This is a genomic window from Pseudoroseicyclus sp. H15, from assembly GCF_054353345.1.
Window position 1 is genome coordinate 431742 of record NZ_JBTHJE010000005.1, and the last position, 14783, is coordinate 446524.

Here is a 14783-nt window from a genome sequence, read left to right on the forward strand (position 1 = left end):
GGCAGGCGCGCTCGGAGGGGCGGTTCACGGGATAGTGACGTTTGGGAAGGGGAGGGTGGTGGCAGCATGGGGGCATGCGCCTTGCCGCTCTTCTCGCTCTGTTGGCCTTGGCTGCGCCTGCCGCCGCGCAGGAGCGGCTGCCCTCGCATTGTCTGGCCTTTGCGGAGGGGCCTGAGCGGGTGATGCAGGCGGGGTTTCGTGAGCCGCTGGCCGAGAATGAGGTGCGGCTGAGCTATATCGATCACGCCATGTTCCTGATCCAGGCCGGCGGGATCAGCGCGGTGACCGACTACACGGGCTACATCGGCAATGTCGATTTCCTGCCTGATGTGGTGACCATGAACCGCGCCCATTCCTCGCATTGGACACCCTTTCCCGACCCGGCCATCCCCCATGTGCTGCGTGGCTGGGGAGAGACCGAGCCGACGGTGAGCCATCACCTCGACCTCGGGCCGATGCTGATACGCAACGTGCAGACGGATGTGCGGTTCTTCGACGGCTTTCGCGGCGGCGTGGTGCGCGATGGCAATTCGATCTTCATCTTCGAGGCCGGGGGCCTCTGCATCGGGCATCTGGGCCATCTGCATCATGAACCGACGCTGGACGATTACGCCCAGATCGGCCGGCTCGATGTGGTGATGGTGCCCGTCGATGGCGGGCTGACCCTGCCGCAGGAGGTGCTGCTGCGCGCGATGGACCGCTGGCAGGCCCGCGTGGTGATCCCGATGCACTGGTTCGGCGCCGCCAACGTGGCGCGCTTCGCCGCCAGCATGGAGCAGCACGGCTTCACCGTGGCACCGCAGGAGGGGGCGGAGCTGGTGCTCTCGCGCGAGACGCTGCCGCGGGAGCCGACGCTGATGGTGCTGCAGCCGGCCTTCCTGGCCGAATAGAGCCTGGCCGACCGGGCCATCTTGCCGCCCGGGCCGGGCCATGCTTCATCAGGGTCATGAGCCTCAACGACGCCTCCGACAGCCTGATTGCCGCCCTGCGGGGCAGCCTCGGCGATGCAGCCATCCGTGCCGATCTGGCGCCCTATCATGACGACCCGCGCGGGCGCTGGCAGGGGCGGGGGCCGGTGGTGACGCCGGCCTCGGTGGAGGAGGTGGCCGAAGTCGTGCGCGCCTGCGCCGAGGCGCGCGTGGGGATCGTGCCCTATGGCGGTGGCACGGGGCTGGTGGGCGGGCAGATCGCGCCCGACGGGCCGGTGCCGCTGATCCTGTCGCTGGAGCGGATGCGGGCAATCCGCGCGATCTATCCCGAAGAGAACGTGCTGGTGGCCGAGGCCGGTGCGATCCTGACCGAGGTGCAGGACGCCGCCGAAGCCGAAGGGCGGCTCTTCCCCCTGACGCTGGCCAGCGAGGGGTCGGCGCGGATCGGCGGGCTCCTCGGCACCAACGCCGGCGGCATCAACGTGCTGCGCTGGGGCAATGCGCGGGCGCTCTGCCTGGGGATCGAGGCGGTGCTGGCCGACGGGACCATCGTCAACACGCTGACCCGCCTGCGCAAGGACAACACCGGCTACGATCTGCGCGACCTGATCATCGGCTCGGAAGGCACGCTGGCCGTGATCACTGCGGCGGCGCTGAAGCTGGTGCCGCGCCCTGCCGTGCTGGGCACCGCCGCGCTGGCCGTGCCCTCGCCCAAAGCGGCGCTGCGACTGCTGGCGCTGGCGCATGAGCTGTCGGGCGAGACGCTCTCGGCCTTCGAGCTGATCCACCGGCAGGGGCCGGATTTTCTGGATGAGGTCGGGCCGGAGGTCACGCATCCCTTCGCCGAGACGCCGGAATGGATGGTGCTGGCCGAGATCGGCCTGCCCGAGGGCGGCGATGCCGAAGACATCCTCACGCGACTCTTCGAGGCGGCGGCGGAGGAGGAGCTGGTAAGCGACGGGGTGATTGCCTCATCCGAGGGGCAGCGGCAGGCGCTTTGGACGCTGCGGGAATCCATCCCCGAGGCGAACAAGCGCATAGGCGCCATCGCCAGCCACGACATCGCGCTGCCGCTCTCTGAGCTGCCGCGCTTCATCGAGGAGGCGCCGGGGAAGGTCGCGGCGATCCAGCCGGGGCTGCGGATCAATTGCTTCGGCCACCTGGGCGACGGCAATCTGCACTACAATCTCTTCCCCCCGCAGGGAGAGAATCGTTCGGCCTATCGCGAGCAGGCGCCGAAGCTGTCGCGCGCTATTCACGACCTTGCCCATTCGATGGGCGGAACGATCAGTGCAGAGCACGGGATCGGGCGGCTGAAGACTGGCGATCTGGCCCGATACGGCGACAAAGGTAAACTTGCCGCGATGTTAGCGATCAAGACAGCGCTCGATCCCGAGGGAATCCTCAACCCCGGCGCCATTCTGCCTGCGAAGTGACCGGCAAACCGCCGGCGAGCCACATCAAAGTGACGACGCAGCGACAAAAATCGCAGCAATGCGGCAGAGCGGGCCCCGCCGCCCCGTTTTGCCGCTGTGTTACTTTGAAAGGCTCTTGCCATTTTCTTGCGCAGGCCAAAGGATCGGCCCCATGGCGCGCGGCTCCCCGCGCGGCCTTCGTCATCTGCGGCCCGGAGAGGGACATCTCCAACCGCGTTATCCGAACAGGGAGACTTCAATGACAGTCAAAAACATTCTGAAGGGCGGCACGGCTGCTCTCGTCCTCGGCCTTGGCTCTGCAGCCGCCGCCCAGGACAGCTCTTTCACCATGCGGATGCTCGACGAATCCCCGTCGATCGACCCCAGCCTCATCGAGGACGTCTCGGGCTCCGACATCGCCCGCCAGCTCTTCGAAGGCCTGATGAACCAGGATGCCGAGGGCAACGTGATCCCCGGCGTCGCGACCGATTACGAGGTGTCTGAGGACGGCCTCACCTACACCTTCAACCTGCGCGACGGGGCCGTCTGGTCCGATGGCGAGCCGGTGAAGGCCTCTGACTTCGTCTATTCCTGGCAGCGTGCGGCCAACCCCGAGACCGCCTCGCCCTACGCCTGGTACATCGAGCTGATGTCGATCGAGAACGCCTCGGCCGTTATCGCCGGCGAAGTCGAGCCGTCGGAGCTGGGCGTCGAAGCCCCCGACGACAGCACCTTCGTCGTGCATCTGACGACGCCGCTGCCGTACTTCCCGCAGATGGTGACGCACACCACGACCTTCCCGGTGCCCGAGCATGTGATCGCCGAGCTGGGCGATTCCTGGGTTGAGCCGGGCAACATGGTCTCCAACGGCGCCTATGTGCTCACCGAGCGCGTGCCGCAGGAGCGTCTCGTTGCCGAGCGCAACGACATGTACTGGGATAACGAGAACACCTCGATCGAAGAGGTCGTCTTCCTCATCATCAACGACGAGAACGTCGCGCTGACCCGCTACCTCGCGGGCGAGCTCGACCGGACCGAAGTGCCGACCGGCCAGTTCCCGAGCCTCTCCGAGGAATATCCGGATCAAGCCGTCTCGGTGCCGTCGCTCTGCACCTATTACTACAACTTCAACCTGCGTGACTCGGCCCCCGAGTGGGAGCACAACGCCGACGTCCGCAAGGCTCTGAGCTTGGCCGTCGACCGTGACGTGCTGGTCGACAACGTGCTGCAGGGTGGCCAGATCCCGGCCTACACCTTCACGCCCGGCGCCACCGCCGGCTTCGAAGTGCCGGATGTGCCCTTCGCCAGCATGACGCAGGAAGAGCGCAACGAGATGGCCAAAGAGCTTCTCGCCGGTGCCGGCTACGGCCCCGATGGCGAGCCGCTCGAAGTGGAGATCCTCTACAACACCTCCGAGGGTCACCGTCAGATCGCCGTCGCTGTGTCGCAGATGTGGCAGCAGAACCTCGGCGTCACCGCCACGCTCGCCAACATGGAATGGCAGACGTTCCTTGAAGAGCGCGGCAACGGCAACTTCGACGTCTCCCGCGCCGGCTGGTGCGGCGACTACAACGAAGCCTCGACGTTCCTCGATCTGATGGACAGCAACTCGGGGTACAACGACGCCGCCTACGTGAACGCGGATGTCGATGGCATGCTCGACGAAGCCAAGACGGCTGAAGACCCGCAGCCGCTCTACACGCAGATCGAAGAGATCGTGGCCGAAGACATGCCCGTGATCCCGCTCTATCACTACACGTCGGTCTTCATGCTGAACCCCGACATCCAGGGCTGGCCCTACGACAACGTCCAGGGCAACTTCTACGTCAAAGACCTCTCGCTCGCCTCGGCCGAGTAACGTTCTGACATGATCAGGTTTCACGCCCCACTTCTTCGGAAGTGGGGCGTGAGACGCTTTTAGCGGGGCCGCACATGATCAACTACATCCTGCGCCGTCTGGCGATTGCCGTGCCGACGATCCTCATCCTTGTGATCATCAGCTTCGTGCTGATGTTCGCGGCTCCTGGCGGGCCGTTTAACTCGGAGAGGCCTCTGCCGCCGCAGACGCTGGCGAATATCGAGGCGCGCTACGGGCTCGACCAGCCGTACGTCGTGCAGATATTCAACTATATCAAGAACATCGTTCTGCACTTCGATTTCGGCCCCTCGTTCAAATACAAGGATCTCTCGGTCACCGAGATCATCCGCCAGGGCTTTCCCGTCACGCTGACCTACGGCTTCTGGTCGTTCGTCGTTGCCGTCGTGGCCGGTGTCTCGCTCGGCATTGCCGCCGCGATCCGCCACAATTCGAAGCTGGACTACGCCGCCGTCGGCGTGGCCATCGGCGCCTCGGTGCTGCCGAACTTCGTGCTGGCGCCGATCCTCATTCTCATCTTCACGCTGTGGCTGGGCTGGCTGCCGGGCGGCGGCTGGAATGGCGGGCAGGTTGAATACATCATCATGCCGGTCATCGCGCTTTCCACCTCGTATTTCGCCTCCATCGCGCGCCTCACCCGCTCGTCGATGCTGGAGGTGCTGAACACCGGCTTCATCCGCACGGCGCGGGCCAAGGGCCTGCCGATGCGCCGCATCATCTGGAAGCATGCACTCAAGCCCACGCTGATGCCCGTGCTCTCCTACCTCGGCCCGGCCTTCGTGGGGATGATCACCGGCTCGGTCATCATCGACGTCTATTTCTCCACCGGGGGCATCGGCCAGTACTTCGTGAACTCGGCGTTCAACCGCGATTATTCGGTGATCATGGGGATCACCATTCTGATCGGGGTCCTCACCATTCTCTTCAACCTCGTGGTCGACATCCTCTACGCGTGGATCGACCCGAAGATCCGCTACTGAGGGCCGGCATGAGCTTTGTGAGCAAAGAAACCTCTGAGAACCTGCAGGAGGTCGCCGGCCGCTCTCTCTGGGCTGACGCGCGCCACCGCTTCTTCCAGAACAAGGCCGCCGTCGTCTCGATGGTGGTGCTGTTCCTGATCCTGCTGTTCGCGCTGTTCGGGCAGTACCTGAACGAGCACAATCCGACGTTCATCGACTTCTCGCTGGGCGGCAACCTGCGCGAGATCGGCAAGCCCAGCATCGAGAACGGGCATTACTTCGGCCTCGATCAGGACAAGCGCGACCTCTATTCGCGCACCGTGCAGGGCACCCGCATCTCGCTGATGGTCGGCGTGCTCGGCGCACTGGTCGCCGTGGTCGTCGGCACGCTCTACGGCGCCATCGCCGGCTATGTCGGCGGCAAGACCGACAGCCTGATGATGCGCACCGTCGACGTGCTGATGTCGATCCCCTTCATGTTCGTGCTGATCATCCTGCTGGTGATCTTCGGCCGCTCGATCGGGATGCTCTTTGTCGGCATCGGCCTCATCTCGTGGCTCGACATGGCGCGGATCGCACGGGGGCAGACGCTGTCGATCAAGAACAAGGAATTCGTCGAGGCCGCCATCGCCACGGGTGTCGCGCCGCTGACGATCATTCTGCGGCACATCGTGCCCAACCTGCTTGGCATCGTCATCGTCTATGCCACGCTGCTGGTGCCCGGCATGATCCTGGCGGAGAGCTTCATCTCGTTCCTCGGCCTCGGGGTGCAGGAGCCGAACACCTCGCTCGGCGCGCTCATCAACTTCGGCGCCCAGAACATGGCCTATGGCACGCTTTGGATGCTGTACTTCCCGCTGACGTTCTTCGTGCTCATCCTGACGGCGTTCTACTTCGTGGGCGACGGCCTGCGGGACGCACTCGACCCGAAAGATCGCTGACATGGCTCTGCTGGAAATCAACAACCTGCGCGTCGACTTCCGCACCAACGATGGGGTCGTCAACGCCGTGAAGGGCATCGACTTCACCCTCGACCGCGGCGAGACGCTGGCCATCGTGGGCGAATCCGGCTCGGGCAAAAGCCAGACGGCCTATGCCGCCGTCGGCCTGCTCGCCCAGAACGGCGAGGCCACCGGCTCGGCCAAGTACGACGGGCGCGAGCTCATCGGCATGCCGCTGGCCGAGATGAACAAGATCCGGGCCCGGGAGATCGCCATGATCTTCCAGGATCCGATGACCTCGCTGAACCCCTACATGCGCATCTCCGACCAGATGGCCGAGGTGCTGCAGCATCACGAGGGCAAGTCGAAGAAGGAGGCGCTGGCCGAGGCCGTGCGCCTGCTCGACATGGTGCGCATCCCTGCCGCCAAGGCGCGGCTGAACATGTATCCGCACGAGTTCTCGGGCGGCATGCGCCAGCGCATCATGATCGCCATGGCGCTGCTCTGCCGGCCCAAACTGCTGATCGCGGATGAGCCCACAACGGCGCTCGATGTGACGGTGCAGGCCGAGGTGCTCGACGTGATGCAGGATCTTCAGCGCGAGATGAATACCGGCATCGCGCTGATCACCCATGACATGGGCGTGGTCGCGCGGATGAGCGACAACATCATCGTCATGCGCCACGGCGAGGTCGTCGAGCGCGGCACCGCCGACCAGATCTTCTACGAACCCAGCCACGATTACACCAAGATGCTGCTCGAAGCCGTGCCGCATCTGGAGCGGCTCGACAGGGGCGACCGCCCCTCGATCGACGCCGATGCAGGTGAGGGCGAAGAGCCGATCCTCAAGGTGCAGGACATGAAGGTCCATTTCCCGGTGCAGATCGACCGGAAGGGCCTGTTCAAGCGCACCCGGCAGCTGCGCGCCGTCGATGGCGTCTCCTTTGACCTCAAGCCCGGGCAGACGCTCGGCGTTGTCGGCGAATCCGGCTGCGGCAAGTCCACCCTGGCGCGCGGCGTGCTCCAGCTCATCCCACCGACAGCGGGAGAAGTGGTGTGGCTCGGTAAGGAGGTTTCCAACGCCGACCGCTCGAAGATGCGCGACCTGCGCGAAGAGCTGCAGATCGTCTTCCAGGACCCGCTGGCCAGCCTCGACCCCCGCATGACGGTGGGCGATTCCATCGCCGAGCCGCTCAAGGTTCACCGCCCGCAAATGACGCGCAAGGAGCGCGACACCAAGGTACGTGACATGCTGGAGCGGGTCGGGCTCGACCGGAACATGATCAACCGCTACCCGCACGAGATGTCGGGCGGGCAGAACCAGCGCGTCGGCATCGCCCGCGCCATGATCACCGAGCCGAAGCTCGTCGTCTGCGACGAGGCGGTCTCGGCGCTCGACGTGTCGGTGCAGGCCCGCGTGGTCGATCTGCTGATCGAGCTGCAGAAGAGCATGGGGCTGGCGATGATCTTCATCAGCCACGACCTGTCGGTCGTGCGCGAGGTGAGCCATCGCATCATGGTGCTCTATCTCGGCCGCGTCGTGGAGCTCGCCAATGGCGGCGACATCTACGAAAACCCGGCGCATCCATACACGCGCGCGCTCCTCTCCGCCGTGCCGCGGCCAGACCCGCGCTTCGAGCGCGAGCGCGAGCGGGTGCGTCTGGAGGGCGACCTGCCCAGCCCGCTCGACAGCCGCGCCCAGCTGCGCTTCATGCCGTCGAAGCTGGTGGACGACCCCGAGGCCGATCAGTACAGCCCGCGCCTCGTCGAGATCGCGCCCGGCCACTTCGTTGCCGAGCATGACTCGGTGCTCGGCACCGAAGAGTTGCGCGCCTCCTAGGTTTCCAGCCTTGAATGCAGAAGGGCCGGCGTGGAACATCTCCCGCCGGCCCTTCTTTCATTCGCTTTCTTGCAAATACTCTAGGGGGGGCCGGGGGGCAGACAGCCCCCCGGGCTCTAAGCCCATGCCCCGGCCTCAGTAATCGAGCTCGTAGAACACCCCGAGCCGCGATTCTCCGTCGGACGAGACGGCGCCGCGCACGGTGATGTTGTCCGTCAGGTCGAGGTTCAGCGTGACTTCGGTGTCGTTGCCGAGCGTCACGTCGGCATAGACGTTTTCGCTAATGTATTTGCCGGCCTGCACCGCGGTGTTGCCCTCGTCATCCGTCTGCACATCCAGATCGTCGAGGCCCAGCCCCATGCGCAGCCGCCCGAGCACGCCCACGCCGCCACGCCCGGCCAGCGTCGAGACGGCGGAGGCGAGCTGAACGGCCTGGAAGGGCGAGATATCGGTGATCGATGTGCCGAAGAGTAGCTGCGAGAGCACCTCGTCCTGCGGCAGGCTCGGTTCGGAGCTGAAGGTGACCTCCGGCTCCAGCGCCGGCCCTTCGACGGTGATGATCACCACCGTGCCGTTCTGCGCCTCGGTGCGGGCGATGAGCCGCAGGTAGGGGTCGAAATTGCCCTGCAGGGTGACGGAGCCCTCGGACAGGTCGAAGCGCTGGCCCAGCAGATCAAGCCGGCCGCGGATCAGGTTGAAGGCACCGGTGGGGATGACATTGGCCGTGGTGCCGGTGATCGTCAGCTGCCCGCCAAGCTCGGCATCCAGCCCGCGGCCACGCACGAAGATGCGCCCCGGCGCGTTAAGCGTCAGATCGAGCGCGAAGGCGCCGCTGCCGCCCGAGCCGCCGTTGCCGCCACCACCCAGCTCCTCACCCGCGAGGTTCAGGTCGGCGCGCGCCAGCGTGGTGCGCACGGCGGGGGTGGGGTTGATGTGGTAGACGGTGGGGAGGTCGCCCAGCGGCCCGATGGGCGAGGAGGGCACGCGGATCTCGGCCTGCTCGACGTTGACGTTGCCGGCAATGCGCCCGCCGCCGGTCAGCGGCCCCTCGATGGTGAGGGCGGCATTGATCGTGGCCTCGTAGAGTGCCGGGTCACGCAGCACGAGCCCGCTGGCAGAGACCTGCAGGCCGGCATTGTAGCCTCCCGTCAGCCCGATATTGCCGCCGACAGAGACAGTGCCGCCCGTCGCGACATTGCCGTTCAGGGCGACATTGGCCTGCCCTCCGGAGAGGGTGATCGTGCCGGAGATATCCTCCAGCGATTCCGTGAGGGTGGGCAGCGATAGCCGCGCGCCGTTCACGGTGACCTGGCCAGAGATGGCATCGAGCGAGGGGCCCGCGATGGTGAGGTCGAAGGCGGCGGTGCCGTCCAGCCGGCGCGGCTCGATGAAGGCATTGACCAGCCCGAGCGGCAGCTGGCCGGTGGCGCCGAGGTTCATCGCGCTGCCCGGCCCATAGGTGCCGGCGACGCGTGCGCCCAGGCCGCCGGGCCCTTCGATATCGGTGCTCACCGTCCATTGGCCGCCATTCAGCTCGGCAGAGCCATTGGCGCTGAGCGGGCCGTTGAAGCCGGGCGCCAGCAGGCCGACATCGGCGAGCCGCACGTCGAAATTCGCGGTGCCGCCGCCATCCGCCTGCCGCAATGCGCCAGTCGCGGTGATGTTGGGGAAGCGGATATCGAACCCGTCGGAGACGAGGCTGCCATCGGGGCGGCGGGCGATCGACAGATCGATGCGGCCGGTGCCGGCGAGGATGCGGTTCGCCAGCTCGTTGCCGACGCCGAGGTTCTGCGCGGTGGCCGAGACCTGCTGCTCGAAGACCAGCGCCATGGGCTGCACGCTACCCTCCACCGTGCCGCTGACACCGCCCGACAGGGGCAGGCCGAGCGGGCGGGCGAGGGCGGCGAGCTGCGGCGCGTCGATGCGGGCGCTGGTGGTTAGCTGCCAGTCGCCCTGCTCCTCGCTCCAGGGGCCATTGGCGGTGAGGCTCACGCGGTTACCGGCAGCGCTGGCGGTGAGAGAGACATCGAGCGCCCGGTCGGCGGCGAGCGAGGCTTGTAGCGCCAGATCCACCGGATCGGTGACGCCGGAGACGAGCGCACCCGGCTGCAGGAGCGTCGCATCCAGATCAGCTTCCAGCGCGCCATCGGCGCCACGCTGAGCACGGCCGGTGAGGGTGACGGCCTGAGTGGAGATGTCGATATCCTCGGCCGCCAGCAGGCCCTGATCGCTGATGAGGGTTGCGGAGATTTCGCCCGGCCCGGCGAGCAGGGCGTCGACCTGCGCGATGCCGATGGCCACGTCCTGCGTGGTGCCGCTGAGGTCGATCACCAGACGCTCGCCGCCGGCGGGGATGGCGCCGCTGGCGTTGATCTCGGCCGAGCCGCCAAGCTGCAGGCCCGCGAGGTCGGAGAAGGGCGCAAGGTCGGGCACGCTGGCCGTCGCCTCCACGCTCAGCGGCGCGTCGGCATCGGCGCGCTGAACGGTGACATCGGCGCCGAGACCGCCCGGAGCGGTGATGTTGGCCGTCACATCGACAGCGCCGCCCTGCAGCACGGCCTCGCCGGTGGCATTGGCCGGCCCGTCGAGCCCGGGTGCAATCAGGCCCACGTCGGCGAGATTGGCGTCGAAGCGCGCATCGAGATCGCTGCCGGCCAGCGTGCCCGAGGTCAGCAGCGTGACCTGCGGCGTGCGGGCCGAGAAGTTCTCGAAGCTGATCGCCCCGTCGGCGCCGTTGATTTCGCCGCTGATGCGGCCTTCGCCGGCGAGCAAGGTGTCGGCGGCGTCGATGCCGAGGGCGAGGTTCTGCGTGGTGCCGTCGATCGAGACGTCATAGCGCGACAGGTCACTGGCGGCAGTGCCCTTGATCTTCACGTCGATGGCGCCGTCCAGATCGTAGCTGGTCAGGCCCGAGAAGGGGGCGAGGTCGGAGACCGAGGCATCGACGGTGCCCTGCCAGCCATCGGCATTCTGGGTGATGTCGACATCTGCCATCAGCGCATCCGCGGCGAGGGTGGCCACGATGCTGGCGCCGCTGGCGCTGCCCCAGCGGGCGGTGCCGTTGAACGTGCCGGGGCCGCTGAGCTCGGGCACCGCGCGCGACAGATCGGGCAGGGTTAGCGAGAACTCCCCGTTGGCCTGGGCGGAGGAGATGTTGGCATCGGCGATCAGCGTCAGCCCATCGGTGCGCACCTGCAGGTCTTCCACGCGGGTGCCGGAGCTGTCGCGCGCCACGGTGATGTTCAGGCGGCCGTCGCCGGCGAGCAAGCCGTCGAGTTCGGGAATGCCGAGGCCGAGATCGCTGGTCTCGCCTTCCAGCGTCAGCCGGCCCGAGCGGTCGAGCAGGGCGAAGTCGCCGCCGATATTCAGCGTGGCGCCGCCGGTGAGGTCGATGCCGGCCAGCGGGGCGAAACGCGACAGGTCGCCTGCGGTCAGCGCCAGGTCGAGCCGGCTCTGCAGCCGGTCGCTGCCCGTATCGACGCTGGCATTGCCGGAAAGCTCGATGCCGGGGCCCTCCAGCGTGAGCTGGCTGATCTCCAGCGGCCCCTCGGCGGGCTGCGCGAAGGCGATATCGCCGCGGATCTCGGTGCCGACGGCCTGGCTGAGGGCGGGGTCGCTGAAGTCGAGGGCGGTAGCGGCATAGCTCAGATCAGCGCTGTAGGTCTGGGCATCGGGCGAGATGGCACCGTTGCCCTCCAGCGAAAGCTCACCGACGGCGATGTCGCCCTGCGTATAGTCGCGGGCGTTGAAAGTGAGCGTGAAGGCGTCGCCCTGGGCCTGGTCGTAATCGAGCTGGATCTGCGCGGAGCGCGCCGAGATGCCGCCGCCCCCGAAGGGCAGCACCATCATCTGGCCATCCGCCGCGCCAAAGCTGCCATCGAGCTGCAGGCGCTGCGGCCAGCCATCGGATTCCAGCGCGCCGCTGGCGGTGAGATTGAGCGTCTCGGCCTCGGCGGTGAGCGTGTCGAGGATGAGCTGGCCATCGGCCTCTCGCCGGCCCTGGAAGGTGATGCGGCTGTCGGGGCCGAAGAACTCCACATATTGCGGCGGCACCAGCGGGGTGACGTCACCCGAGACATCGGCGCGCAGCTGGCTGGCGCCATCCACGGTGACGAGGCCGAAGGTGCCCGTCACGCGCTCTTCGCCATCGGTGGCGAGGCGCAGGTCGGCGGTGTAATCGTCGAGCGGGCCGGTGCCCTTCAGATCGAGCTCCAGCGAAGGCTCGCCCGGCAGGCCGATCAGCCCGGCGACGATGCCGCCTTCGCCCTCTTGTAGCGAGACGTCGAGGCCGAGGACGCGGGTGTCGTTCGAATAGGACGCGTCGATGGTAAAGCTGCCCGCGGCGCCGATGCGGTTCGCCACGATTTGCGCCTCGCCTTCGCCGCCGACGAGGCTGAGCGAGCCGTCGAGAGAGAAGGAGGCTTCCTGCCCCAGCACGGCCTCGCCGAGCACGACAGAGCCGGCGCTGATCTCTTCGATCTGCACCGAGACGGGCAATTCCGGCAGGCGGAAGGGCGTGGCCTCGGGCTTGGGCGTCGTCGAGGCGACGGGCGGGCGCACAAGCCGGATCTCCTCGGCGCTGATCTCGCCGATCTCGATGCGCCGCTGCAACAGGGCCGAACGGTCCCAATCCATCACCACGCCGGAAAGGATGAGCCAGACGCCCTCGCTGTCCGACACCACGATCCGATTGATGGTGGCGCGGGATGAGAGGGCGCCGGCAAAGCCCTCGATCACCACGTTGCGGCCCGTATCGGAGAGGGCGCCGGTGATGAGCCGGGTGATGAAGTCCTGATCGGAGGTGGCCTGCGCTGCCTCCTCCAGCAGGCTCATCTGGCCATCGTCATCCTGCGCTGCCACCGGAGCGGCGGCGAAGAGGGCGAGGGTGAAAGACAGGGCGAGGGCGAGGCGGGTGAACACAGAGGAAAACCTCATCAGAAGGATTGACCGATACCGACATAGACCTCGACCCGGCCAAAACTCTCCGGCCCGGTGGCGGGAGTGGCCACATCAAGGCGGATCGGCCCGATGGGGGTGTTGTAGCGCACGCCAAGCCCGACGCCGGCCTGCCAGTCGTTGTCGTCCGGGTTGCCCGGATCGCGGCCCACAAGGCCGGCATCGGCAAAGGCGACCGCGCCCAGCTTGTCGTTGATGGCGAAGCGCGCCTCGGATTGCAGGCCGAGGAACAGCGCGCCGCCGGTTTCGATGGTGACGGGGCCATCGCCGAAATCCGCGACCGTCTCGATGCCGAGCGACTGGTATGGCTGGCCGCGCACGGTGCCGCCGCCGCCGGAGTAGAACAGGTAATCCGCCGGCGCCTCTTCCGGCCCGACGCCGAAGACGGCGCCCGCCTGACCGCGCAGGGCCAGCACGAGCTTGTCGCCGAGGCCGCGGTAGTAGCGCCCGTCGACATAGGTGCGCGCACCCGAGCCGATGCCCGTCAGCCCGTAGAAGGGCGTGACGGAGGCTTCGATGTAATAGCCTTCGGTGGCGTTCTGCGCATTGTCGCGACGGTCGAATTCGGCCCCGAGGGGCAGGGTGAGCAGCTGGTATTCACGCTCACGGAAGGGCGTGCGCTCGCGGGCGTAGGTGTAGCCCGGGCCGGCGGTGAAGATGAGATCTTCGATGAAGACCTCGCGCGTCAGCCCCGTCTCGATCTCGAAACTGTCGAGCGAATAGCCCGGCTCCTGCAGGCGCTGCAGTGTCACATCAGCCGAGAAGTCGATATCGGGGCGGAAGGTCGCCTGACGGTCGAACGAGGCGGAGAGGATGTAGTCGGCATCGCCCTGCGAGCCGCTGATCCCGTTGATCTCGGCCCGCAGCTCCAGGCTCTCGGCGCCGCCCAGCAGGTTGCGGTGCAGCCAGGCGGTGGTGAGCGCCAGCCCTTCGACTGATGAGATTTCGGCCCCGAAGGACAGATGCCGCGGCGGTGCCTCGACCAGCTCGACATTCACGTCGAGCGTGCCGTCGGCGTTGTACGTCTCCGCCTCGGTCACCGCGACGGTCGAGAAGGCGCCGGAGCGCTGCAGTCGGCGGGTGGCGCGGGTGAGCACGTCGGGCGTGAAGGTGCGGCCCTGCGGCAGGTTGGCGATTGCAACGATGCGGTCCGTCCGCACATCCTCGTTGCCCGAGACGATGAGCTGGCCGAAGCGCAGCTCTGGCCCCGGCTGGATGGCGACGTTGACGTCGAGCCGGGTTTCTGGGTGGACGGCGGTGATGTCCTGCTCACCGGCCTCTGCCTTGGCATGGCCGATCTCGCGCCAGCCATCGACCGCCGCGCCCACGGCGTCCACCACCGCGCCGGAAAGCGCCGGCTGGCCGGTGGCGAATTCGTCCGGCAGCTCGGTGCCGGGGGCCAGCGGCATGACCTCGGCCTGGCCGAACACGAACTCCGGCCCCGGGCTGACGGTGATGGTGATCCGCTGCACGCTGTCGGGGGATTCCAGCGGCTGAAGGCTCGCCGCCTCGCGCCCATCGATCTGGATAGAGATGGTGCCGCCATAGCGCCCCTCGGCATAAAGGCCGGTGAGAATGCGCCGGTAATCGGCGCGGGCGGCGGCCACGTAATCCTCGGGCGAGGGCGGGCCGGATTCGGGCACGTCGGCGGCGTCGACGGCGAAGAGCAGCGAGGCGTTTTCAAGCGTCGTGCGCAGATCGTCTTCGCCCGGCGGCAGGATCAGTTGCACGTCCTGCGCGGCGGCGGCCTGGCCGAGCGCGCCTGCCGTGATGCCGGCCATCAGGCACGCCCCGATGATACCCCGGCTTTGCCCCCGCCCTGTCCTGCAACCGCTCATGCCCACACCCGTCGAAATCCGTTTGCACG

Annotated in this window: 8 protein-coding genes; 6 read left to right on the forward strand and 2 right to left on the reverse strand. The window is 67.2% G+C overall.

Annotated elements, in window-relative coordinates; genetic code table 11:
- Nucleotides 1-74 precede the first annotated feature (74 nt).
- From ACXN5S_RS12880 to ACXN5S_RS12905, 6 genes are all read left to right on the forward strand, one after another.
- On the forward strand, nucleotides 75-890 hold the full coding sequence (locus tag ACXN5S_RS12880; RefSeq protein WP_458605836.1) for an MBL fold metallo-hydrolase: 816 nt from the start codon (nucleotides 75-77) through the stop codon (nucleotides 888-890).
- Nucleotides 891-946: 56 nt separating this feature from the next.
- Nucleotides 947-2365: an FAD-binding oxidoreductase gene (locus ACXN5S_RS12885; RefSeq protein WP_458605837.1), complete on the forward strand. Its 1419-nt coding sequence runs from the start codon at nucleotides 947-949 to the stop codon at nucleotides 2363-2365.
- A 238-nt stretch (nucleotides 2366-2603) separates the two neighbouring features.
- Nucleotides 2604-4202: a peptide ABC transporter substrate-binding protein gene (locus ACXN5S_RS12890; RefSeq protein WP_458605838.1), complete on the forward strand. Its 1599-nt coding sequence runs from the start codon at nucleotides 2604-2606 to the stop codon at nucleotides 4200-4202.
- Nucleotides 4203-4276: 74 nt separating this feature from the next.
- Complete coding sequence (gene oppB, locus ACXN5S_RS12895; RefSeq protein ID WP_458605839.1) at nucleotides 4277-5200, forward strand: oligopeptide ABC transporter permease OppB; 924 nt, start codon at nucleotides 4277-4279, stop codon at nucleotides 5198-5200.
- An 8-nt stretch (nucleotides 5201-5208) separates the two neighbouring features.
- Nucleotides 5209-6120, forward strand: coding sequence for an ABC transporter permease subunit (locus ACXN5S_RS12900; protein ID WP_458605840.1), 912 nt, complete (start codon nucleotides 5209-5211; stop codon nucleotides 6118-6120).
- A 1-nt stretch (nucleotide 6121) separates the two neighbouring features.
- The gene (locus tag ACXN5S_RS12905; protein ID WP_458605841.1) at nucleotides 6122-7960 is read left to right on the forward strand and encodes an ABC transporter ATP-binding protein; all 1839 of its coding nucleotides are present in this window, start codon (nucleotides 6122-6124) and stop codon (nucleotides 7958-7960) included.
- 135 nt (nucleotides 7961-8095) lie between these two features.
- Here the strand turns inward: ACXN5S_RS12905 and ACXN5S_RS12910 are convergent, their stop codons facing one another.
- Together ACXN5S_RS12910 and ACXN5S_RS12915 are read right to left on the reverse strand one after the other, a co-directional pair.
- Nucleotides 8096-12895: a translocation/assembly module TamB domain-containing protein gene (locus ACXN5S_RS12910; protein WP_458605842.1), complete on the reverse strand. Its 4800-nt coding sequence runs from the start codon at nucleotides 12893-12895 to the stop codon at nucleotides 8096-8098.
- Nucleotides 12895-14697, reverse strand: a complete 1803-nt coding sequence (locus ACXN5S_RS12915; protein WP_458605843.1) for an autotransporter assembly complex protein TamA — start codon at nucleotides 14695-14697, stop codon at nucleotides 12895-12897. Before ACXN5S_RS12915 ends, ACXN5S_RS12910 begins: the two co-directional genes overlap by 1 nt.
- Between the last annotated feature and the right edge of the window lie 86 nt (nucleotides 14698-14783).

Bases quoted from the DNA above. Each gene is read 5' to 3' on its own strand.
- ACXN5S_RS12880 (WP_458605836.1), top strand. From the start codon at position 75: ATGCGCCTTGCCGCTCTTCTCGCTCTGTTGGCCTTGGCTGCGCCTGCC.
- ACXN5S_RS12885 (WP_458605837.1), top strand. From the start codon at position 947: ATGAGCCTCAACGACGCCTCCGACAGCCTGATTGCCGCCCTGCGGGGC.
- ACXN5S_RS12890 (WP_458605838.1), top strand. From the start codon at position 2,604: ATGACAGTCAAAAACATTCTGAAGGGCGGCACGGCTGCTCTCGTCCTC.
- oppB (WP_458605839.1), top strand. From the start codon at position 4,277: ATGATCAACTACATCCTGCGCCGTCTGGCGATTGCCGTGCCGACGATC.
- ACXN5S_RS12900 (WP_458605840.1), top strand. From the start codon at position 5,209: ATGAGCTTTGTGAGCAAAGAAACCTCTGAGAACCTGCAGGAGGTCGCC.
- ACXN5S_RS12905 (WP_458605841.1), top strand. From the start codon at position 6,122: ATGGCTCTGCTGGAAATCAACAACCTGCGCGTCGACTTCCGCACCAAC.
- ACXN5S_RS12910 (WP_458605842.1), bottom strand. From the start codon at position 12,895: ATGAGGTTTTCCTCTGTGTTCACCCGCCTCGCCCTCGCCCTGTCTTTC.
- ACXN5S_RS12915 (WP_458605843.1), bottom strand. From the start codon at position 14,697: ATGGCCGGCATCACGGCAGGCGCGCTCGGCCAGGCCGCCGCCGCGCAG.